The following is a 20,600-nucleotide window of genomic DNA, read 5'->3' on the forward strand; positions in this document are numbered from 1 at the left end:
GCTCTAAGTATCTGTTATTAAGGGCGCGCTTTTACAGCTTCTGCATACAACGCCTTTACTCTATTTCCTAGGATCTGGATTTGAACATCCTCAAACATCGCCGCATCAAGATACTGTTGTGTCCTTTGCGGCGTGAGTTTAATCGCACCGGCAGGCTTGTTCCCGTACATTCTGATATAACGATACATAAGCCCAAGCTGTCGGAATACGCTCATGCTGTATTGGGTCATACTCATCACAATCAGTCGACCACCAGGCTTTAATACTCGCTTTGCTTGAAGTAGTGCTGCATGTCGACAGGGAATGATGTGCAAAAGGTTGGCCATCAACACTGTATCAAACTGATCATCTGAATATGGCAGCTGTGCACAGTTGGCAACACCTGTACGAACATTTTCATAGCCTTGAAAGCGCTGCTTTGTGGTTTCGACCATTTTCTCTGATAAATCAGTTGCTAGGATTGATGTTGCACTGTGGACAAGGCTACTCGTATACGTACCATTTCCACAACCTAGCTCAAGCACTACCCCGAGGTTATCTAACTCGGCAAGTTTTGCTTTTACTGTATCTATAATGGCTTGACCAACAACATAGGTGTTTTTCTGTTCGAAGCTTTCAGAAAACGCTTCCCATTTGTTTACAATTGTCATGCTATTACCTCTCTAGCCATATGTGATGGCATATATGTAGTCAATAGCTCAACAATGCTCAGTAAAAACACATTTGCTCTAGAAAAGGAATGACATAGACATCCTATTTTCTAGGCAGAATATCACATTGATATACGTGGGTAGTTGGTTAGAGCGCACACTTTCTATGTATGGAGCATAATTATATAGGCGGGAAATAGATAGCAAAAAGGAGAGCCGAAGCTCTCCTTTTTTAGCAATTCTTTACTGTAAAAATTACAGTGAAGCTTTCGCTTTTTCTACCAGCACAGAGAATGCTGCTTTGTCATATACCGCGATATCGGCAAGGATCTTACGATCGATTTCGATAGATGCCTTTTTAAGACCGTTAATCAGACGGCTGTACGACATACCGTTTTGGCGAGCCGCAGCGTTGATACGCGCGATCCACAGTTGACGGAATTGACGTTTCTTGTTGCGACGGTCACGGTAAGCATATTGACCTGCTTTCGTTACCGCCTGAAACGCTACGCGGTAAACGCGTGAACGCGCACCATAGTAGCCTTTCGCCTGCTTCATTACACTCTTGTGACGTGCACGAGCTTGTACACCACGTTTTACGCGAGCCATTGTCTCTCTCCTAAACTAAATTATAAAACTAAAAACTTATGCGTATGGCAGCATGCGAGCTACTTGCGCGTTTTCGCACGCAGGCAGAACAGCATTTGGACGCAGCTGACGCTTGTTCTTAGTAGTACGTTTAGTCAGAATGTGACGCTTGGTTGCACGCTTGTACTTGAAGCCACCAGCGGTTTTCTTGAAACGCTTAGCAGCACCTTTGTTGGATTTCATCTTAGACATGATGATAACTCCGCATTGTGTTAATAATATAGCAACTTGGCGAACAAAACGGCTGCACCTAGCAGGCGCAGCCGCTTGTTACTTGGAAGCCAAAATTACTTCTTCTTTGGGGCCAGGACCATGATCATTTGACGGCCTTCGATGCGAGTAGGGAAACTCTCAACTAATGCGATATCAGCTGTGTCTTCCTTCAAGCGGTTCAGCACGTCAACACCGATGCTTTGGTGCGCCATTTCGCGACCGCGGAATCGGATAGTAACCTTGACCTTGTTACCCTCTTCAATGAAGCGAACCAGGTTGCGTAGTTTTACCTGATAGTCGCCTACATCTGTGCCAGGACGGAATTTTACTTCCTTAACCTGAATAGTCTTTTGTTTTTTCTTCTGCTCTTTCGCAGCTTTACTCTTCTCGTAAAGGAATTTGCCGTAATCCATGATACGACAAACCGGCGGCTCAGCGTTCGGACTGATCTCAACCAAATCAAGAGTCGCCTCTTCTGCCTTGGCGAGTGCTTCATCAAAAGGGACGATACCGAGTTGTTCGCCGCTGTCGTCAGACAGTCGAACTTCTTTTACACCACGAATCTCGTTGTTTAGACGATGAGCGTTTTTCTTTGCCGGGGCTTTTCTTGCGCCTTTAATACCTTATTCCTCCACAATATTGAGTGTTCGATCTTGCACTTCTTGCTGCAGTTGCGCTAGGAAGTCATCAATCTTAATTTTACCCAAATCTTTACCTTTACGGGTCCGTATTGCGATTTCGCCAGCTTCCATTTCCTGGTCACCACAAACGAGCATATACGGAACACGCTTCAAAGTGTGTTCGCGGATTTTAAAGCCAATCTTCTCGTTTCTCAAGTCCGCAGAGGCTCTAAATCCAGCTTTTTGCAGTTTTTTCGCAATCTCTTGCGCATAATCTGCTTGTTTATCCGTGATATTCATCACAACAGCTTGTTGTGGAGATAACCACGTTGGGAAGTGCCCCGCATATTCTTCAATAAGAATACCGATAAAGCGTTCCAACGAACCGAGAATAGCACGGTGAATCATCACAGGAGTGTGACGTTCGTTGTCTTCGCCCACATACGTGGCACTTAAGCGCTCTGGAAGCGCAAAATCAAGCTGTACTGTACCACATTGCCATGCACGATCCAGGCAATCATGGAGAGTAAACTCAATTTTAGGCCCGTAGAACGCCCCTTCACCCTCTTGGATTTCAAACGGAATCGCCATCGCCGTCAAGGCTTCGTGCAGTGCTTTTTCGGCACGATCCCACATTTCGTCAGAGCCAACACGTGTTTCTGGACGTGTAGAAAGCTTAACTTCAATGTTGTTGAAACCAAAGGTCTGGTACGTCTCGTAGACCATTTCAATACACGCACTGACTTCTTTTTGTACTTGTTCTGGCGTACAGAAGATATGTGCATCATCTTGAGTAAACCCACGCACACGCATCAAACCATGTAATGCGCCTGATGGCTCGTTACGGTGGCAACTCCCAAATTCTGCCATACGCAGCGGTAAATCACGATAAGACTTCAACCCTTGGTTGAAAATCTGTACGTGTCCCGGGCAGTTCATCGGCTTGAGTGCATATTCACGGCTTTCTGACTGGGTGGTGAACATGTAATCGGCGTATTTGTCCCAGTGACCAGAGCGTTCCCACAATACGCGGTCCATGATCAGCGGGCCTTTGACTTCTTGATAGTCGTATTCAGTCAGCTTCGCACGGATAAATTGCTCAAGTTCACGGAAGATGGTCCAGCCGTTATGGTGCCAGAATACCATCCCTGGGGCTTCTTGCTGCATATGATACAAATCAAGCTGCTTACCCAGTTTACGGTGATCACGCTTCGCCGCTTCTTCCAAACGCACAAGGTGTGCTTTCAGTTGCTTTTTATCGGGAAAGGCCGTGCCGTATATACGTTGCAGCATCTTGTTGTCGCTGTTACCACGCCAATACGCGCCAGCCACGTTCAAAATTTTAAAGTTCTGGCAAAAGCTCATGTTCGGCACATGCGGGCCACGACACATATCGATATATTCTTCGTGGTGATACAAGCCCGGGCGGTCATCGCGTGATACGTTCTCGTCCAAGATTTCGATCTTGTACGGTTCGCCACGTGACTCAAAGGTATCACGTGCTTCTTGCCAGCTGACCGTTTTCTTCACAACCTGATACTTGGTTTTCACCAGCTCTTTCATGCGCTTTTCGATCGCATCCAGGTCATCCTGGGTGAGCGAGCGATCCATATCGATATCGTAATAGAAACCGCTATCGATGGTTGGGCCAATCGCCATTTTGGTATCAGGGAAAAGTTGCTTAATCGCATGACCTAAAAGGTGCGCACACGAGTGGCGAATAATTTCAAGCCCATCATCGTCTTTTGCGGTGATGATTTCGAGTTGCGCATCGTGATCAATCAAATCACACGCATCAACGCGTTTGCCGTCAACACGGCCCGCGATACAAGCTTTAGCCAGGCCAGGCCCAATATCATTGGCAACGTCGAGGGTAGAAACCGCATGGTCAAAAGAACGCTGACTGCCGTCAGGGAGAGTAATTAGAGGCATTGATAACAATCCTTCTCAGTGGTGCCACACACCAAGTGGCACATGAAGTGTATTTGGGCGATTAGTAAGTAACCGCACAGTGCGAGAATAGAATGTCGATTATGAAGATCCCGCATTTGTGATGCAAGTCATCCCAACAATAATTTCTGCGCGGGAATCAGCGTGATACACAATCAAGTTTTCTATCATTCACTTGATTTTACGCGAGACTTCATTAACCCTGATTTGTATACACAATATAAAAAAGGAATCCGTATGGCCAATGCGCCTCGTTATCAACAAATCAAAGCCTACATTGAAGAGAAAATTGAGACGCGGGTTTGGCCAGTGGGTACACGGATTCCGACCGAGTACGAGCTGTGTGATCTATTCAACGTTAGCCGGATGACAGTCAATAAGGCGGTTCGTGACTTGGTGACTGATGGGCTACTGGAACGTACGCCTCGGTTAGGCACCTTTGTGACTGAGCCAAAAGCGGAATCCCCCCTAATGGACATACGTAATATTGCTGATGAGGTGACGGCAAGGGGCCAAACCTATCACAGTGTCATTCATGCCTTGAAGCGTATATCCGCTCCCGTTGATGTCGCAATGCGCTTGGGCGTGATGCTAGGAACAGATGTCTTTTATAGTGAAATTGTTCACTATGGTGATGACATGCCTTTACAGCTCGAGCAACGTTGGGTGAACCCAGCATTGGCACCCGCCTACTTAGAACAAGACTTTAACCAAACCACCCCGAATGAATACCTATCCACGGTTTGTCCCGTCAATACTATTGAGCACACAGTGGAGGCGATCAGTGCCACACCGTCTATTCATCAAGCACTTGCGATGAAATCAGACGAACCCTGTCTGTTATTACAGCGCCGCACCTGGAGCCAGCAAACATTGGTTAGTGCGGCATTACTCTACCATCCTGGTTCACGTTATAAGCTAACGTCACGCACAGACAGGTAGTCTATCCCCCTCTAAGCTATGCTTGTTGAAAGGTCGTGTATCGGGGTAACAAAATGCTTGCGCGTGCTCTAACGCTATTCAGCCGATATTGTCTATCCATCGTGATCGTTGGGATGCTGTTCACTCCTCACGCTGGTGCCAAAGACAAAATCATCCGCCTTACGAGTGGCGAGTTCGCCCCGCTAATGTCTGCAAAGACTAAACACCGAGGCCTTATCAGCCATATTGTTGATGAAGCGGCCTCGCTAAGTGGTTATCGCGTTCACTATGGCTTTTTCCCGTGGAAACGCGCCTATGTGATGGCAAAAAGTGGCTACTGGGACGGCTCTGTTGCTTGGGGCTACACGGCGGAACGTGAGAAATACTTTGTCTACTCAGCGCCCATCTTTCCTGAGCAGGTTTACCTTTATCACCGCAAGCACTATGCATTTGATTGGCAAGAAGAAGCTGATTTGGAGGGAATAAAGCTCGGTGTTAACCGTGGTTATCTTGATGAATACATGCTGCAGCAAATGCAAAAACGCGGATTACAAATTAACTACCAAACCACCACCACCGAGCTGCAGAACTTTCGTGCGCTACTCGGAGGCCGAATCGATATTGTGATCAGTAACAGCCTCATTGCCGAGCGGGTACTCAGACAACACTTTGACGAACAAGAGCGTGGTAATATCGTTCACCATGCACGCCCTTTTCGCGTCACCTCACTGCATGTGCTAATCAGTAGAGAAATTGAACAAACTGATGAGTACATCTCAGCGCTCAATCAAGGGCTAGAACGCTTGCATCAATCCGGCCGCTACGATGAGTTGGTTTCAGACTTCAAAGCTGGCGCTTATGATTAAGGCTCACACCCTCCTCTTTCCACGTTAAACCTCTCGTCCATGACCGAAAAACGATCGAACTGATCACAAAACCTTCACATCCCCTCTTGTGTCCGGCCTCTTATTTGTCTATACATTTGTATAGACATTTATGGAGTAGCAAGGTATTCACCATGAAAAAGGTCTTTACCGAGGCAAACGTAATCAGTATGGCGAGCGCGATTAGCGAAGAGTCTGGCTATCAATGCCAGCCAGACTCTGCGATCGCCGTCGAGAACGGGACAATTGTCGCCCTAGGAGAGCAAGCCAAGCAACTTGATTGGCCCAAGCAGTCGTTAAATGGCGGCTTAGTCACGCCGGGGCTTATCGATAGTCACACTCACTTAGTGTTTGCAGGCAATCGCGCCGGTGAATTCGAGCAGCGCCTTAACGGTGTGCCTTACCAAACCATTGCTGAGCAAGGCGGTGGGATCTTATCCACCGTCAACGCCACTCGCACAGCCAGCGAGGACGAGCTAATTGCGCTTGCGCTACCCCGCGCTGAAGCACTCATGCGAGACGGTGTGACAACCATCGAGGTAAAATCAGGTTATGGCCTCACTTTTGAGGACGAGCTAAAAATGCTGCGCGTCGCACGCGCCATTGAGCAGCATTTGCCGATTAACGTCTCCACCACCTTGTTAGCCGCGCACGCACTGCCACCTGAATATCAACATGATGCCGATCATTACATTGAGTTTGTTTGTAATACGCTAATTCCTGCCGCTGCAGAACAACAACTGGCTGATGCGGTAGACGTCTTTTGTGAAAAAATAGCCTTTAGCGTCGACCAAGCAGAAAAAGTGTATGCCGCAGCCAATGCACATGGATTAAAAATTAAAGCTCACACCGAACAGCTAAGCGATCTCGGCGGCAGTGTCGCAGCCGCAAAGGCAGGCGCCTTGTCGGTTGATCATATTGAATACCTGTCAGAAGCCGACGCTCAGATTTTGGCAGAGTTCGGCACGGTTGCGACCTTGCTCCCTGGCGCGTTTTACTTTCTGCGTGAAACTCAGCATCCCCCGATTCAAGCATTGCGTGATAACCACGTGCCGATGGCGATCGCTACCGATTTCAATCCGGGCACCTCGCCGTTTGCCTCTTTAACCCTGATGATGAATATGGCCTCCACCTTTTTTAGATTGACGCCTAAAGAGAATCTCTACGGCGTCACCCGCCATGCTGCGCAAGCCATGGGGCTAGACAACAAAGGCCAAATCGCTGTTGGATTTGATGCTGATTTTGCTGTTTGGCATTGCCAATCCCCAGCTGAGCTAAGCTACATGGTCGGTACCGCCCCTCTCGCTGGACGTGTTGTGAGTGGAGCATGGTATGACAACCAAGGGATCCGAGGATGAAACACTTACCAGCTGATATGACGCGGTGGCAAGGGCGTGTTGATCCTGAGGATGGCGATCGCGGACTGCGTTTGCACCAAGCGGTTACCGCATACACGCCTTCTTGTGAACAAGGCGGCGTGGTGATCTACGGTTTTGCCTGTGATGAAGGTGTCGCGCGCAACAAAGGTCGTCAAGGTGCGGCGCTGGCACCGGATGCTATCCGTCAAGCACTCGCAAACCTCGCTTGGCATCAATGTCCGCCATTATTTGATGGTGGCACTATCGCCTGTGACGACGGTGATCTTGTCTTAGCGCAGCAAAGCCTAAGCGCACAGATTGCAAATACACTTCCCCAACACAATGTACTGACACTGGGTGGCGGACATGAAACGGCGTGGGCCAGCTTTCAAGGCTTATCCAGTTACGTGTCGCGCCATGTTCCATCCCAACAGGCACCCAAGATTGGCATCATTAACTTTGATGCACACTTTGACTTGCGTACGCCACAAGGGCTCAGCGAAGCCGGCAGCTCAGGCACACCCTTCGCGCAAATTGCACAATATTGTGAGCAAAAAGGCTGGCCATTCCATTACGCCTGCTTGGGTGTGAGTCGCACCAGTAATACCCAAGCACTTTTCGACAAAGCCGATCAGCTCAATTGCTGGGTTGAAGAAGACACACAAATGGATGCAGATGCCGTACCGGCATTAAAAACCAAATTAACGCAATTTATCCAAGGCTGTGATTATCTCTATCTGACCTTAGATATGGATGTGTTTCCCGCCAGTGCCGCGCCGGGTGTCAGCGCCCCTGCCGCATTCGGAGTGCCTGTACACGTGATTGAGCCGCTTATTCGGCATGTATTTATCGACGCTCAGCAACAGCAGATCCCTGTGCCTATTTGCGATATCACTGAAGTTAACCCCCACTATGATCGCGACCAACAAACCAGTCGCTTAGCGGCGCGTATGGCGTGGGCCATGCTACACGCGTCGTCGCCCCAGATTCATGACCAAGGAGAGTAACCATGACGGATCCACGTTTTGACTCACGTACAGTTAAAGCACCAACCGGGCCGACACTGAACGCCAAAAGCTGGCTAACCGAAGCACCACTTCGCATGCTGATGAATAACCTGCACCCTGACGTGGCCGAGCATCCAAATGGTTTGGTCGTTTATGGTGGCATTGGCCGTGCCGCGCGCAACTGGCAATGTTTCGATAAGATCGTCGAGGTGCTAAAACGCTTAGAGGACGATCAAACTTTACTGGTGCAATCCGGCAAACCGGTGGGCGTATTCCCCACCCACAAAGATGCGCCACGTGTATTGATTGCCAACTCTAATTTGGTGCCGCATTGGGCAAACTGGGAACACTTTAATGAGCTCGATAAACAAGGGCTAATGATGTACGGCCAGATGACCGCGGGAAGCTGGATCTACATTGGCTCGCAAGGCATTGTTCAGGGTACTTATGAAACCTTTGTCGCCGTGGCTAAAAAGCATTTTGGCGGCGAGGCAAAAGGTCGCTGGGTGTTAACTGGCGGTTTAGGGGGTATGGGCGGCGCACAACCACTTGCCGCCACCATGGCGGGCTTTTCAATGATTGCGGTTGAGTGCGATGAAAGCCGTATCGACTACCGTCTGCGTACCGGTTACGTCGACCGTAAGGCCACATCACTTGACCAAGCATTAGGAATGATAGAAGACGCTAAACAAACAGGGGAACCCGTATCGATTGGCTTATTGGGTAATGCCGCCGATATCTTCCCAGAGCTGGTGGAACGCAATATCACCCCCGATGTGGTCACCGACCAAACCTCAGCCCACGATCCTCTCAATGGCTACCTGCCGCAGGGCTGGACTATGGAGCAAGCCGCGGCACAGCGCAAAGAAAACGAAGCGGACGTTGTGAAAGCGGCGAAAGCGTCAATGGCCGTGCAAGTAAAAGCGATGCTTGATCTGCAAACTCGTGGCGCGGCGACCCTGGATTACGGCAACAACATTCGCCAAATGGCGCTCGAAGTGGGGGTTGATAATGCCTTTGATTTCCCAGGGTTTGTGCCAGCCTACATTCGTCCGTTATTCTGCCAAGGAATTGGCCCGTTCCGCTGGGCGGCACTGTCGGGCGATCCAGAAGATATCTATAAAACCGATCAGAAAGTCAAAGAGCTGATCCCGGACGACCCACACCTGCACAACTGGCTGGATATGGCCAAAGAGCGCATTCAATTCCAAGGCTTACCCGCACGAATTTGCTGGGTGGGTGTCAAAGATCGCGCGCGTTTGGCCCTCGCTTTTAACGACATGGTGAAAAATGGTGAGCTCAAAGCACCCGTGGTAATTGGCCGTGACCACTTAGACTCAGGCTCAGTCGCAAGCCCGAACCGTGAAACCGAAGGCATGCTTGATGGTTCAGATGCGGTGTCAGATTGGCCATTACTCAACGCGATGCTAAACACGGCATCAGGGGCTACCTGGGTGTCATTGCACCATGGTGGGGGCGTCGGTATGGGCTTTTCACAACATTCTGGCGTTGTGATTGTCTGTGACGGCACAGATGATGCCCATCAGCGTGTGGCACGCGTGCTACGAAACGACCCCGCGACCGGGGTAATGCGCCACGCCGATGCCGGCTACGACATTGCCATTGATTGCGCCAAAGAAGAACAACTCGATCTGCCGCTGTTGGACTTATCCAACCAACCGCTGCGCTAAGCTAAGGAGAGCAAGATGTACACATTAACGCTACAACCTGGTGAGCTCACCCTAGACCAACTGCGCCAAGTTAGCCGCGAGCCAGTGCAACTGGTTTTTGCTGACGGCATTGAAGCTACCATGAAAACCAGTACCGATACGGTGGCAGACATCCTCGCGCAAGATCGCGTGGTGTATGGTATTAATACCGGCTTTGGTTTATTGGCCAATACTCGGATTGAATTGGACGATTTAGAAACACTGCAGCGCTCGATTGTACTGTCGCATGCGGCAGGGATTGGCGAGTTTATGGACGATGCCACCGTGCGCCTGATGATCGTGCTCAAAATTGCTAGCTTGGCTCGTGGCTACTCAGGGATCCGCTTTGAGGTCGTCAAAGCACTGGCAGAGTTGGTTAATCGCGAAGTCTATCCCTGCATTCCCAAAAAAGGATCTGTCGGTGCCTCAGGCGATCTCGCCCCACTGGCACATATGAGCACGGTACTATTGGGGGAAGGCCAGGCGCGTTACAAAGGCGAGGTGATCTCCGGCGAGGCCGCGTTAAAAATCGCGGGGCTGACTCCTATTACGCTGGGGCCAAAAGAAGGACTTGCGCTACTCAACGGCACGCAAGCCTCCACCGCTTTTGCCCTTGAAGGCTTGTTTGAGGCCGAAGACTTGTATGCTGCCGCCACTGTGTGTGGGGCATTGTCAGTAGAAGCGGCATTAGGCAGCCGCCGCCCCTTCGATCCACGCATTCACGCAGTACGCGGTCACCAAACCCAAATGGATGCCGCTGCCGCCTACCGTCATCTGCTAAATGAGTCCAGTGAAATTGGCGACAGCCACCAAAACTGTGAAAAAGTGCAAGATCCTTACTCTCTGCGCTGCCAGCCACAAGTGATGGGCGCCTGCTTACAGCAAATTCGCCAAGCAGCCGAGGTGCTCACCACTGAAGCCAATGCGGTGTCGGATAATCCCCTCGTGTTCCCTGAAGATGGCGACATCATTTCTGGTGGCAACTTCCATGCTGAGCCGGTTGCCATGGTGGCAGACAATTTGGCGCTCGCAATTGCCGAAATCGGCAGCTTATCAGAGCGCCGCATGGCCTTATTGATTGATAGCAACTTGAGTAAACTCCCGCCATTTTTGGTCAACAACGGCGGGGTCAACTCTGGTTTTATGATCGCGCAAGTCACCGCGGCTGCACTGGCAAGCGAGAATAAAACCCTAGCCCACCCGGCGTCCATCGATAGCTTGCCTACGTCTGCCAACCAAGAAGATCACGTCTCCATGGCGACTTTCGCCGCGCGGCGCTTGCATGATATGAGTGCAAACACCCGCGGCATTTTGGCCGTTGAGCTGCTATCGGCCAGTCAAGGGATTGATTTTCGCGCTCCCAATAAAACCTCTGAGCGCTTAGAGCAAGCCAAAGCCGAATTACGTGGTGCCGTCCCGTTTTACGATAAAGACCGCTACTTTGCGCCTGATATCGAAAAGGCCAATGCGCTTGTGAAAACCGGGACCTATAATCGGCTGATGCCCTCCGGCTTACTCCCCAGCCTGTAAAGTATTTACCCGCAAAAACGGCTCCTATGAGCCGTTTTTTATTGAATTTGCCTCCATCTCCACAGAACATCAAAGCCGAAATAGGCTAATATATAGCCAGTTACCTCCCCCTCACCTCGATGTAACGGAGTCGCTTATGTGGCATGCACTGTCTCTACACTTATCCGAACTGCTCGATATTGATTTTGAGATCAGAGAAAAAACCGCCATCAACGGTGGTGACATTCACGATGCCTATTGCATTAGCGACGGGGGCGAACAGCGCTTTTTCGTTAAAATCAACGAACGGGAGTTGTTGCCAGCTTTTGAGGCCGAAGCCGAAGGCCTACGTCAGCTCGCCATGAGCGGCCATATTCGTGTCCCTCAGGTACATTTTGTCGGCCCCGTGAAAGATAACGCAGCTCTGGTTCTTAATTTTTTGCCCATAAAATCGCTCGATGACACGCAGGCTTATTTGTTGGGGCAACACTTAGCGCGTCATCATCGCTGGGGGGAGCAAGCAGAGTACGGCTTCGATGACGATAATTTCATCGGCACCACGGAGCAGAGAAACTGTTGGCACCGCAAATGGTGTCGTTTTTTTGCCGAACAACGTATTGGTTGGCAACTGCAATTAGCAGCAGAGCGCTCACTGCATTTTGGCAACATCGATACCATTACCGATAATGTGAAAGCCCAGCTTGTCGGCTACACGCCTAAGCCTTCTTTATTACACGGTGATCTTTGGTCTGGCAACATGGGACTCTCTGTGAACGGGCCTGTGGTGTTTGATCCTGCTTGTTATTGGGGGGATCGTGAAGCCGATATTGCCATGACGGAATTATTTGGCGGTTTCCCACAAAGCTTCTATAACGGCTATCAGGCCGAGTGGCCATTAGATGACGGCTATCAGCAACGAAAAGACATTTACAACCTTTATCATGTGCTCAACCACGTTAACTTATTTGGCGGCCCCTACCTTGCCCAAGCCGAACAGTTGCTGATACGGCTTTCGCTTACAAACTAAATGTTTACGGATAGCGAAAAACCGCGCGTGCCGTTTAGACAACTAAAACGTCTATACCCTGTTTTTCCAAAGATTCTATGTGCTTTTGTTTAATATCGGAATCTGTCACTAAGACATTAATCTTATCGAGAGGAACAACAACATTGGGGCTTCGACGCCCAAATTTACTCGAATCTGTGACAACAATGATTTTATTTGCTGCCTGACACATGGCTTGACTCACCTGATACGCTTCATTGTATGTTGTGGTGCCTTGGGCAAGATCAAAGCCATCCGCGCCAATGAATAGCTTATCAAACGAAAACTTCTGAAATGCCTGTTCGGCAAGGGCGCCATGGAATGATGCGGATTTGTGCCTGTACGTGCCCCCGGGCATTAACACTGTGTGGGGCGATTCGAGCTCCGCTACTGCATTGACAATATGAATGCTATTGGTCATCAGCGTCAGCTCTAAAACATGTTGAAGATGACTCACCATTTGCAATGTGGTGCTGCCACAGTCAAGAATAATAGACTCGCCATCTTGTACAAGTTTAGATGCAGCTTGCGCAATCAGAGATTTGTGCTCTAGGTTTAAGGTTTGCTTAACATCCATAGACCAATCCTCAAGGCTATGAGGAGCTGTGGCCGCTTCCGCAGCACCATATCGGCGAATCACCAAACCATCCTCTTCAAGTGACCGGAGATCGCTTCTAATCGTTGCGCCTGATGTGTCAAACGTAGATGCGAGCCTATTCACTGACGTCTTACCATTAGCTTTGAGGAATTCTAACAATCGCTCTCTTCTATTATCCAAATTCATTACATCATCCACTTTTTGATATACTTAGCACTGTAAACACAAGGCTTTCAAAATGAAAGATGAAAAAGCGAATCATCTAGAGATTTTCACGATTTGCGACACTAATCGCCTCTTGAAATGGCGGGGTGAGCTGCGATAAAGCTCTGTTTGATAAAGGGAGAAGCTGGCCAACAAGAGATTCCATTCTCTTTGGGCGAGAGAAGATTGACACACCTTTCATATAAGCAAAATCAACAATTTCTTCATTTTCATTTGCCGCAATAATGACTACAGTTCTAGGTTTCCAGCGGCTTTTTGTCCGCCCGATTCTAACACTTCCTTTTTGAGATAACTCCTTCAATATTTTGTTAAAAGCTCTAACTTGAAAATACCCAAAAACAATTTGAAGCCCCCATGCGAGTATCGCCACATAAATAATCGACCAGGTTGTATCCATAAACTCTCCTTACATAAACAAAGGGGCTATACACCCCTTTATTTATAAATATCAATATATTAGAACATAACTTGTCCACCAGTAATGTTGATAGATTGTCCCGTGCAATAGGCAGCCTCATCACTGGCATAGAATTTAAGCACATTCAGTACATCTTGATAATCACAACCCGCTTTCAAAGGCACTTTATCGATGTATATTTGTTCAACAGCAGACTCATCCACATTGAGCTTTTTAGCATATTGTGGAATGAGGGATTGAAACATTGGGCTTTTCAGTAAATTACCCAGCATCAAAGAATGAACAGTTACACCGTGCTCTGCTAAGTCGAGCGCTAAAGACTGTGTCAGTCCAACACCGCCAAACTTCGCTGCAGAATACCCACTATTATGTTTAGAACCTACCTTTCCTGATTTAGAGTTAATTTGAATAATACGCCCACCACGCCTTTCTCTAATCATAATTTTAGAGACTTCTCTTGCGCATAAGAAATACCCAGTCAAATTAACATTGATTGATAATTTCCAATCTGAAAAATCAAAACTATCTATTTTTGATGCCGTTGCAACACCAGCATTATATACTAAAAGATCAATGCGACCTATAAGAGAGTCAACACGCTCGACCATTTCTTTAACGCTAGATTCATTTGTAGCATCAACACCTACACCAAAGGCAATTTCATCGCCATATTCTTGGTTAATTCCTTCGCTTACGCCACTCGCATTTTTTTCATTCAAGTCAGCAACGACCACACGGTAACCATCATCGGCTAATCCCCGACAAATGAACTCACCTAGAGTTTGGCCACCACCGACAACTAACGCTACTTTACTCATAACCACCTCTAAAAATTTCTAATTAAAAAATTTAATTTCATCACCACAAACGATACTGCCTGGCCGATTTCCTTCGACATGTACACAGCCAGGGAACTCAGCAGAATGTTCACCATCAAAACGAATTGTTATATGGCCTAACTCACTTAAATTTCGATTAGCAACATCACCTACGGCAGTAATAGTAAATAAGCAATCTGAGATCTTCACTTTATTACCAGGCTTAATCTCACCTTTTAATTGATCATGACAATGAATAAAGCAATAGTCTTTTACTTCTTCGGGCGCAATATCAGAAAATAGAATCATCATATCGTCTTCCAGTGCTTCGCTGGAAAATTCACCGAGGCTTTGTATTTTCACTTGATAGAGAGCTAACATATCTACCTCCTACTATTGATAAATGAACATAGACACAAACCAAGCAATTAGAACGGTCGGCGCACCTGTTAAGAACCGTGAATACAGAACAGATGGCACGCCGATTTCCACTGTTTTTTGCTCGGCTTCAGCAAGTCCCAATCCCACAGGGATAAAATCACAAGCTGCTTGTGAGTTAATTGCAAATAAAGCCGGTAGCGCCAGGTGAGGCGGAATGGATCCCATGCCAATCTGAGTGCCAACCAATACACCAATGACTTGTGCAATTACCGCCCCAGGGCCGAGAAAAGGCGAAAGTAAGGGGAAAGAGCAGATTAACGCTAACGTCACTAGACCCAGCGGGTTTTGCGCGAGTGGCGTGAGGCCATGAGCAACCAAATCACCGAACCCTGATGCCATGATCACGCCAATGAGCATCGCAACAAACGCCATAAAAGGAAGAATAGTCTGGATGACGGTATCAATGGTTTCTCGCCCTGCTTGGAAGAAAGTCGACATCACTCCCCCCATCGCCAAGCCAACTCGCGCTAAAAGTCCATCACTCTGCTGGCTCAGTTTTTTATTTGGATCAATAGTTGCTCCATCAGTATTTGATGCATGATCTGATAAATCATCGGTTTTTGTATCTGATTTAATCATAGTTTCTTCACCCAATGAGCCCACAACTTTTATTCCCGATGGGATAACCCCCGAAACATAAATATCTTCAGTGATATACTGCGCAAGAGGGCCACTCTTTCCCGTCGAGTGAATGTTAACTGTTGGTATTCTTTTTTTGGGGTAAAGGCCACATCTAAGCGTTCCACCGCAATCAATTACCGCAACACCAACCTCTTCCTCTGGGACACTTGTTTTAAATCCATCTACCAGTTCATAGCCAGTCACCTCTGATATTTTCTTTGCAATATCAGGGCAAGATCCTCCAGTGATATATAAAACCTTTTTACCTTCTTGAATAGGGAGTTCTAATGGACCACCCCAACCACTACTGCCTTTTTCTATCACTAATATTTTAGACATTTTTATTCTCCCTTACCTTATTGGACAATGTGCACTTTTCTATCGAGTTGTACGCCTTGTTGACGTTCAATAAAGTAGGTTGTGAGATCAGTAACCCAACCACGGAAGAAATTAGTAAACATACCCACTAACAAATAGCTCACGGCTAAAGGCCCAAGCGGCAATCCTAGTGTTGTGATACCACTTGCCACACCCAGATAGACAAAAAGCTCCCCAGGATTAACATGAGGGAATAGCCCATTCATTGAGTGACAACTATAGGAAGCCGCTGCATAATAAGAGGGTTTATAACGTTCTGGTAAAAAGCGACCAAGACTTAGTGTCATTGGGTTACAAAAAATAAATGTACCAATTACTGGAAGCACTAGATAACGCGTAATTGGATTTCCCGCACATCGTTGCGCTAGCCACTCCACCCGCTCTTGCCCAACGAAACGAATCAACGCGTTCATTGCAACAAGTAAAGATATAAGTAAGGGAAGTATCCCGGTTACCATATCTGAAAAAACATCTCCTCCTTTTTCAAACAAACCGATAAACCATTCCGCGCCATGAATTATCCATTCCATAAACAACCCCTTTCATTATGATATTGTGTTTAACCGCATTCATATTTTCACTTTGAAAGCAAAATTAAAACAAGAAAGGCCGTAAGACGTGACTCAGCTCACCATGCTTTTAGTTTGAAAATTCAAAGTTAGATTCAAACACCAATTAATGGAGAATAATGGTTTTTGTTGCATTAATTATGGTGATCATGATCACTATAATCGTGTTTTTAACACCGTAAGGGGATCTTTATGGGTATTATCAGTTTCTTATAATAGATAAAACTCTTTCACTTTACTCTTTCACAGTAAAAACAAAAGCAACATTAAAGAGGTGCTTGTCAATATGACTTATACGAAAAAAGAAGTGATAAATATAGGTAAAAGTGTTGTAAAACATGAGCTTGAACAAGCAATGAGACTATACTCATCGATAAGCACCTCCTTTGTCGATGCCGCCACTTCTCTTTTACAGTGTAAAGGGAAAGTCATCATCTCAGGAGTGGGAAAATCAGGCCATATAGGCAAAAAAATTGCGGCCACATTAGCTTCTACAGGGACGCCGTCGTTTTTTGTTCACCCGACAGAAGCCCTTCATGGTGACTTAGGAATGATTGGAGAAGCAGACGTCGTTATTATGATCTCGAACTCAGGGAGTAGTAACGAGCTACAAACAATGCGAACGCTGATTGAAGTACAAAAAATCACGACTATCGTTATAACAAGTAATCTTGATAGTCCGTTGGCTCGTAAATGTGATATCAAGCTTGACATTAGTACAAGCGAAGAAGCCTGCCCACTTGGACTCGCCCCAACGTCTAGCACGACCAACACTTTGCTTTTAGGAGATGCATTAGCGCTCACCATCATGACAATGCGAAAATTTGATCAAAACGACTTTGCGTTATCTCATCCTGCAGGTGCGCTGGGAAGCCGATTAATTACACGCATTGTGCACTTGATAGAAGATAAACATCAGCAAGCGTTTTGCTCACCCGATACCGAACTACAAGATGCAATAACAATCATGTGCCAAACAGGGCTAGGTCTTATCACCATAATTGATAACAGTAAGCATGTTTTAGGTGTGTTTACCGATGGTGATTTAAGAAGAGCCTTTGCAAAGGGTTGCTATCACAAAACCAAGATGAGCTTATTGGTGCAGCGCGGCCCTCTCGTCATATCATCATCTCGTCTTTGTACCGAAGCATTGGCTCTGATGCATCGTCATGGTGTAACGGCAATACCTGCAGTCGATAACAATTCGTGCTTTACTGGGGTAATCAATCAACATACCATTCATCGCGCAGGTATTTGTTGATGAGTCTTTTAGCACCAGGCTGCCACTTCGTGCGCCGAGTTCGTGTACCTCCGTCGAGCAAATCCCTCTCATTGATTATTCCCTAAAAGTGAGGTTGGCAATGTTATCTGCCGCGATATTTGACATGGATGGTTTGCTGGTTGATTCAGAACCATTTTGGCAACGAGTACAAACAGAAGAACTGAGGAAGCTAGGCGTCTCTATCAGCTTGCAAGACACCCGCGACACGACGGGCGTACGGATTGATGAGATTGTCAAATACTACGCACGCACTCAACCTTGGCAGGGGCCGTCGAATGCCGAGGTGCAACAGCGTATCGTTGATCGCGTGGTTGAGCTGGTGAAAGATGAAAAACCCATGATGCCTGGCGTTAAAGAAGCCTTAGAAATCTGCCATCAAGCAGGTCTAAAAATTGGCCTTGCGTCATCTTCTCCATTGACGCTCATTTATCCGACGTTAGATGCATTAGGGCTCAGTGATCAGTTCGCAATCGTTGAATCTGCAGGGGATTTAAAATACGGAAAGCCACATCCAGAAGTGTACCTTAACGCTGCGAATGCATTGGGTGTCGACCCAGAAAACTGTGTTGCGTTTGAAGATTCGTTTACTGGCCTGCTTGCCGCCAAAGCCGCTTCAATGAAAACCATCGTCGTGCCCGCGGCGCACGAATGGGAAGATCCACGCTTTGTGATTGCCGATCAAAAACTGGCCAGCCTACGCGCCTTTAGTGCTGATAACCTTGAGTCTGTTTAGCCAGTCTCTCTGCGTAATGAACAAGCCATGATAACCGCTGGGCAAGCTAATTATCTTGCCCGCTTTTATGTCCGCTATCCTCTTCTATACTGAAGGTAACCTGTATGTCATAAAGAAGGCGATGATGATGGATGATATTACTGACCGTATCGTTACCTGCCCACATTGCGGACACCGTATTGATATTACGCTAGATCTTAGCGGGGGAAATCAAGAGTTTTACGAAGACTGCCCCAACTGCTGCAACGCAGTCCATTACAATATGCAAATTGACGAATTGCATAAAACCGTCAATTTATTCGTTGATGCCGATGACGAACAAATATTCTAACGACGCGTCAAAGAACAGCCCTATTGTCCAAGGCTTTTTGCATCATTCTTGATGCAAAACTGACATCCTTTTGCTTTCTTTTCTCTCGCTCAAGCACGTATAATTGCGGACGTTTTATATCCCTTCCCTCCCTTAAAATTTAATCTGTTGAGGCCAACGTGCAGCAATATCATGATGAAGCAAGAGCCATTATCCGGCTCAGCGTGCCTGTTTTTATTGCCCAGATAGCGCAAACCTCCATGGGGTTCGTCGATACCGTCATGGCCGGTGGCTATAGCGCCACCGATATGGCCGCGGTGGCGGTGGCTTCTAGCGTATGGATGCCCGCTATCTTGTTTGGAATTGGCCTGCTGATGGCCATGGTGCCAATGATTGCACAACTCAATGGCGCCAGTAAAAACACCGACATACCCTTTCAATTTCAGCAAGGCCTGTATATGGCGCTGGTACTAAGCGTTCCCATTGGGTTCATTCTTTATAAAGCGGGCTTTATTATCAATATCATGGATGTTGAAGCCGCATTGGCCAATAAGACGATTGGTTATTTGCACGCCGTGATCTGGGCGGTGCCCGCGTTTTTAGCTTTTCAGGCGATTCGTAACCTTTGCGAAGGGATGTCTCTCACTGTCCCTGCGATGGTGATTGGTTTTATCGGTTTGGCCGCCAATATCCCGCTAAATTGGATGTTCGTTTACGGCAAACTCGGCGCGCCAGAACTCGGTGGTGTGGGGTGCGGTGTCGCGACGGCGCTGGTGTACTGGTTAATGGCAATCCTCATGGCACTGTACGTAGCGATGAGCAAAAAACTCAGTGGGCTACACCTTTTTGCCTCGTTTTACGCCCCGAAACTGAAAGAGCAAGTTCGTCTGTTTCAACTCGGTTTTCCCGTCGCCGCTTCGCTGTTTTTTGAGGTGACACTATTTGCCGTTATTGCCATTTTGATTGCGCCCCTTGGCCCTATTACCGTCGCCGCGCACCAAGTCGCGATTAATTTCTCGACCATGATTTTTATGTTGCCCATGAGTTTAGGCGTCGCAGTGAGTATTCGTGTCGGCCACCTACTAGGGAAGCGCACCACCGAAGGGGCTGGCAACTCAGCCAAAATCGGTACCTGGTTAGGGGTAAGCACCGCAATCATCACTGCATTGCTTACGGTGTGGCTGCGCGATCCGATTATCGCCCTGTATTCCGATAACCCAGAAGTGGCAACCTTGGCCTCATCACTGATGTTATTGGCCGCGGTGTATCAGATCACCGATGCCATCCAAGTCGTGGCGGCTGGCGCCCTTCGCGGCTACAAAGATATGCGCGCTATTTTTCAGCGTACGCTTATCGCTTACTGGGGCTTAGGTTTGCCCCTCGGTTATGTACTCGGTATGACAGATTGGCTGGTCCCGGCCATGGGCGCACACGGTTTCTGGATCGGTATTATCATCGGCTTATCCAGCGCCGCCGTGTTGTTAGGGTTACGCCTACGCTGGCTACGCCAACAACCCTCTGACTTCCAATTGGCAATGGCAGAGCGATAAGCATCCTGTCACCCTGTCGGTTTTCGCTGTCAGGGTGACAACAGTCACGTATTTATCAATCCAACATTAAAAACATATAAAACAGCGTGATAGATCATGCGCAGCCACTACGCCCCCACCGCCAAACCACGTATAGTTTGTCC

At 47.7% G+C, this 20,600-nt stretch carries 22 protein-coding genes; 11 read left to right on the forward strand and 11 right to left on the reverse strand.

Features of this window, described 5'->3' with window-relative positions:
- Positions 1-17 precede the first annotated feature (17 nt).
- From BUQ98_RS04690 to thrS, 5 genes are all read right to left on the reverse strand, one after another.
- Positions 18-650, reverse strand: coding sequence for a class I SAM-dependent methyltransferase (locus BUQ98_RS04690; protein ID WP_083605198.1), 633 nt, complete (start codon positions 648-650; stop codon positions 18-20).
- A gap of 255 nt (positions 651-905) precedes the next feature.
- On the reverse strand, positions 906-1,259 hold the full coding sequence (gene rplT, locus BUQ98_RS04695) for a 50S ribosomal protein L20 (RefSeq protein ID WP_025673305.1): 354 nt from the start codon (positions 1,257-1,259) through the stop codon (positions 906-908).
- Positions 1,260-1,295: 36 nt separating this feature from the next.
- Positions 1,296-1,490 carry a 50S ribosomal protein L35 gene (gene rpmI / locus BUQ98_RS04700; RefSeq protein WP_025673304.1) on the reverse strand — a complete coding sequence of 65 codons (195 nt, stop codon included), beginning with the start codon at positions 1,488-1,490 and terminating at the stop codon, positions 1,296-1,298.
- 95 nt (positions 1,491-1,585) lie between these two features.
- Entirely contained in the window at positions 1,586-2,131 is a 546-nt protein-coding gene (gene infC, locus BUQ98_RS04705) for a translation initiation factor IF-3 (protein ID WP_074212723.1), read from the reverse strand.
- Between the two features lie 3 nt (positions 2,132-2,134).
- A complete protein-coding gene (gene thrS, locus BUQ98_RS04710) occupies positions 2,135-4,063 on the reverse strand; it encodes a threonine--tRNA ligase (RefSeq protein WP_074212724.1) in 1,929 nt (642 codons plus the stop codon).
- Positions 4,064-4,318: 255 nt separating this feature from the next.
- Here thrS and hutC point away from each other — a divergent pair, with 255 nt between their 5' ends.
- The 7 genes from hutC to BUQ98_RS04745 all read left to right on the forward strand — a co-directional run bounded on the left by hutC (position 4,319) and on the right by BUQ98_RS04745 (position 12,496).
- On the forward strand, positions 4,319-5,023 hold the full coding sequence (hutC, locus tag BUQ98_RS04715) for a histidine utilization repressor (RefSeq protein WP_074212725.1): 705 nt from the start codon (positions 4,319-4,321) through the stop codon (positions 5,021-5,023).
- 53 nt (positions 5,024-5,076) lie between these two features.
- On the forward strand, positions 5,077-5,868 hold the full coding sequence (locus BUQ98_RS04720; protein ID WP_083605199.1) for a substrate-binding periplasmic protein: 792 nt from the start codon (positions 5,077-5,079) through the stop codon (positions 5,866-5,868).
- Between the two features lie 152 nt (positions 5,869-6,020).
- A complete protein-coding gene (hutI, locus tag BUQ98_RS04725; protein ID WP_074212727.1) occupies positions 6,021-7,244 on the forward strand; it encodes an imidazolonepropionase in 1,224 nt (407 codons plus the stop codon).
- A complete protein-coding gene (gene hutG, locus BUQ98_RS04730; protein WP_074212728.1) occupies positions 7,241-8,251 on the forward strand; it encodes a formimidoylglutamase in 1,011 nt (336 codons plus the stop codon). The genes hutI and hutG overlap by 4 nt, the downstream gene beginning before the upstream one ends.
- Before the next feature lie 2 nt (positions 8,252-8,253).
- Positions 8,254-9,942: a urocanate hydratase gene (hutU, locus tag BUQ98_RS04735; RefSeq protein ID WP_074212729.1), complete on the forward strand. Its 1,689-nt coding sequence runs from the start codon at positions 8,254-8,256 to the stop codon at positions 9,940-9,942.
- Between the two features lie 15 nt (positions 9,943-9,957).
- Positions 9,958-11,490 carry a histidine ammonia-lyase gene (gene hutH, locus BUQ98_RS04740; RefSeq protein WP_074212730.1) on the forward strand — a complete coding sequence of 511 codons (1,533 nt, stop codon included), beginning with the start codon at positions 9,958-9,960 and terminating at the stop codon, positions 11,488-11,490.
- A 136-nt stretch (positions 11,491-11,626) separates the two neighbouring features.
- Positions 11,627-12,496 carry a fructosamine kinase family protein gene (locus BUQ98_RS04745; protein WP_074212731.1) on the forward strand — a complete coding sequence of 290 codons (870 nt, stop codon included), beginning with the start codon at positions 11,627-11,629 and terminating at the stop codon, positions 12,494-12,496.
- 34 nt (positions 12,497-12,530) lie between these two features.
- Here the strand turns inward: BUQ98_RS04745 and BUQ98_RS04750 are convergent, their stop codons facing one another.
- The 6 genes from BUQ98_RS04750 to BUQ98_RS04775 all read right to left on the reverse strand — a co-directional run bounded on the left by BUQ98_RS04750 (position 12,531) and on the right by BUQ98_RS04775 (position 16,543).
- Positions 12,531-13,298 carry a glucitol operon DNA-binding transcriptional repressor SrlR gene (locus tag BUQ98_RS04750; protein ID WP_074212732.1) on the reverse strand — a complete coding sequence of 256 codons (768 nt, stop codon included), beginning with the start codon at positions 13,296-13,298 and terminating at the stop codon, positions 12,531-12,533.
- A gap of 76 nt (positions 13,299-13,374) precedes the next feature.
- The gene (locus tag BUQ98_RS04755) at positions 13,375-13,734 is read right to left on the reverse strand and encodes a transcriptional regulator GutM (RefSeq protein ID WP_074212733.1); all 360 of its coding nucleotides are present in this window, start codon (positions 13,732-13,734) and stop codon (positions 13,375-13,377) included.
- Between the two features lie 59 nt (positions 13,735-13,793).
- Entirely contained in the window at positions 13,794-14,573 is a 780-nt protein-coding gene (gene srlD, locus BUQ98_RS04760; protein WP_074212734.1) for a sorbitol-6-phosphate dehydrogenase, read from the reverse strand.
- Positions 14,574-14,591: 18 nt separating this feature from the next.
- Complete coding sequence (locus BUQ98_RS04765) at positions 14,592-14,954, reverse strand: PTS glucitol/sorbitol transporter subunit IIA (RefSeq protein WP_074212735.1); 363 nt, start codon at positions 14,952-14,954, stop codon at positions 14,592-14,594.
- A 12-nt stretch (positions 14,955-14,966) separates the two neighbouring features.
- Positions 14,967-15,974, reverse strand: coding sequence for a PTS glucitol/sorbitol transporter subunit IIB (locus BUQ98_RS04770; RefSeq protein WP_074212736.1), 1,008 nt, complete (start codon positions 15,972-15,974; stop codon positions 14,967-14,969).
- Between the two features lie 17 nt (positions 15,975-15,991).
- Positions 15,992-16,543, reverse strand: a complete 552-nt coding sequence (locus tag BUQ98_RS04775; protein ID WP_074212737.1) for a PTS glucitol/sorbitol transporter subunit IIC — start codon at positions 16,541-16,543, stop codon at positions 15,992-15,994.
- A gap of 325 nt (positions 16,544-16,868) precedes the next feature.
- Between BUQ98_RS04775 and BUQ98_RS04780 the strand changes: the two genes are divergently transcribed.
- The 4 genes from BUQ98_RS04780 (at position 16,869) to BUQ98_RS04795 (ending at position 20,457) form a co-directional block, all read left to right on the forward strand.
- The gene (locus BUQ98_RS04780; protein ID WP_074212738.1) at positions 16,869-17,843 is read left to right on the forward strand and encodes a KpsF/GutQ family sugar-phosphate isomerase; all 975 of its coding nucleotides are present in this window, start codon (positions 16,869-16,871) and stop codon (positions 17,841-17,843) included.
- A 100-nt stretch (positions 17,844-17,943) separates the two neighbouring features.
- The gene (hxpB, locus tag BUQ98_RS04785; RefSeq protein ID WP_074212739.1) at positions 17,944-18,597 is read left to right on the forward strand and encodes a hexitol phosphatase HxpB; all 654 of its coding nucleotides are present in this window, start codon (positions 17,944-17,946) and stop codon (positions 18,595-18,597) included.
- 127 nt (positions 18,598-18,724) lie between these two features.
- The gene (locus tag BUQ98_RS04790) at positions 18,725-18,928 is read left to right on the forward strand and encodes a CPXCG motif-containing cysteine-rich protein (protein WP_074212740.1); all 204 of its coding nucleotides are present in this window, start codon (positions 18,725-18,727) and stop codon (positions 18,926-18,928) included.
- 158 nt (positions 18,929-19,086) lie between these two features.
- Entirely contained in the window at positions 19,087-20,457 is a 1,371-nt protein-coding gene (locus tag BUQ98_RS04795; protein WP_074212741.1) for an MATE family efflux transporter, read from the forward strand.
- The last annotated feature ends 143 nt before the right edge of the window (positions 20,458-20,600 follow it).

This window comes from Salinivibrio sp. ES.052, from assembly GCF_900141775.1.
Taxonomy (GTDB): Bacteria; Pseudomonadota; Gammaproteobacteria; order Enterobacterales; family Vibrionaceae; genus Salinivibrio.

Coding starts and splice junctions, on each gene's coding strand:
- hutI (WP_074212727.1), top strand. CDS start 6,021: ATGAAAAAGGTCTTTACCGAGGCAAACGTAATCAGTATGGCGAGCGCG.
- hutG (WP_074212728.1), top strand. CDS start 7,241: ATGAAACACTTACCAGCTGATATGACGCGGTGGCAAGGGCGTGTTGAT.
- srlD (WP_074212734.1), bottom strand. CDS start 14,573: ATGAGTAAAGTAGCGTTAGTTGTCGGTGGTGGCCAAACTCTAGGTGAG.
- thrS (WP_074212724.1), bottom strand. CDS start 4,063: ATGCCTCTAATTACTCTCCCTGACGGCAGTCAGCGTTCTTTTGACCAT.
- hxpB (WP_074212739.1), top strand. CDS start 17,944: ATGTTATCTGCCGCGATATTTGACATGGATGGTTTGCTGGTTGATTCA.
- BUQ98_RS04770 (WP_074212736.1), bottom strand. CDS start 15,974: ATGTCTAAAATATTAGTGATAGAAAAAGGCAGTAGTGGTTGGGGTGGT.
- BUQ98_RS04745 (WP_074212731.1), top strand. CDS start 11,627: ATGTGGCATGCACTGTCTCTACACTTATCCGAACTGCTCGATATTGAT.
- rplT (WP_025673305.1), bottom strand. CDS start 1,259: ATGGCTCGCGTAAAACGTGGTGTACAAGCTCGTGCACGTCACAAGAGT.
- BUQ98_RS04690 (WP_083605198.1), bottom strand. CDS start 650: ATGACAATTGTAAACAAATGGGAAGCGTTTTCTGAAAGCTTCGAACAG.
- hutH (WP_074212730.1), top strand. CDS start 9,958: ATGTACACATTAACGCTACAACCTGGTGAGCTCACCCTAGACCAACTG.
- BUQ98_RS04720 (WP_083605199.1), top strand. CDS start 5,077: ATGCTTGCGCGTGCTCTAACGCTATTCAGCCGATATTGTCTATCCATC.
- hutU (WP_074212729.1), top strand. CDS start 8,254: ATGACGGATCCACGTTTTGACTCACGTACAGTTAAAGCACCAACCGGG.
- BUQ98_RS04775 (WP_074212737.1), bottom strand. CDS start 16,543: ATGGAATGGATAATTCATGGCGCGGAATGGTTTATCGGTTTGTTTGAA.
- rpmI (WP_025673304.1), bottom strand. CDS start 1,490: ATGTCTAAGATGAAATCCAACAAAGGTGCTGCTAAGCGTTTCAAGAAA.
- BUQ98_RS04790 (WP_074212740.1), top strand. CDS start 18,725: ATGGATGATATTACTGACCGTATCGTTACCTGCCCACATTGCGGACAC.
- BUQ98_RS04755 (WP_074212733.1), bottom strand. CDS start 13,734: ATGGATACAACCTGGTCGATTATTTATGTGGCGATACTCGCATGGGGG.
- BUQ98_RS04780 (WP_074212738.1), top strand. CDS start 16,869: ATGACTTATACGAAAAAAGAAGTGATAAATATAGGTAAAAGTGTTGTA.
- BUQ98_RS04750 (WP_074212732.1), bottom strand. CDS start 13,298: ATGAATTTGGATAATAGAAGAGAGCGATTGTTAGAATTCCTCAAAGCT.
- BUQ98_RS04765 (WP_074212735.1), bottom strand. CDS start 14,954: ATGTTAGCTCTCTATCAAGTGAAAATACAAAGCCTCGGTGAATTTTCC.
- hutC (WP_074212725.1), top strand. CDS start 4,319: ATGGCCAATGCGCCTCGTTATCAACAAATCAAAGCCTACATTGAAGAG.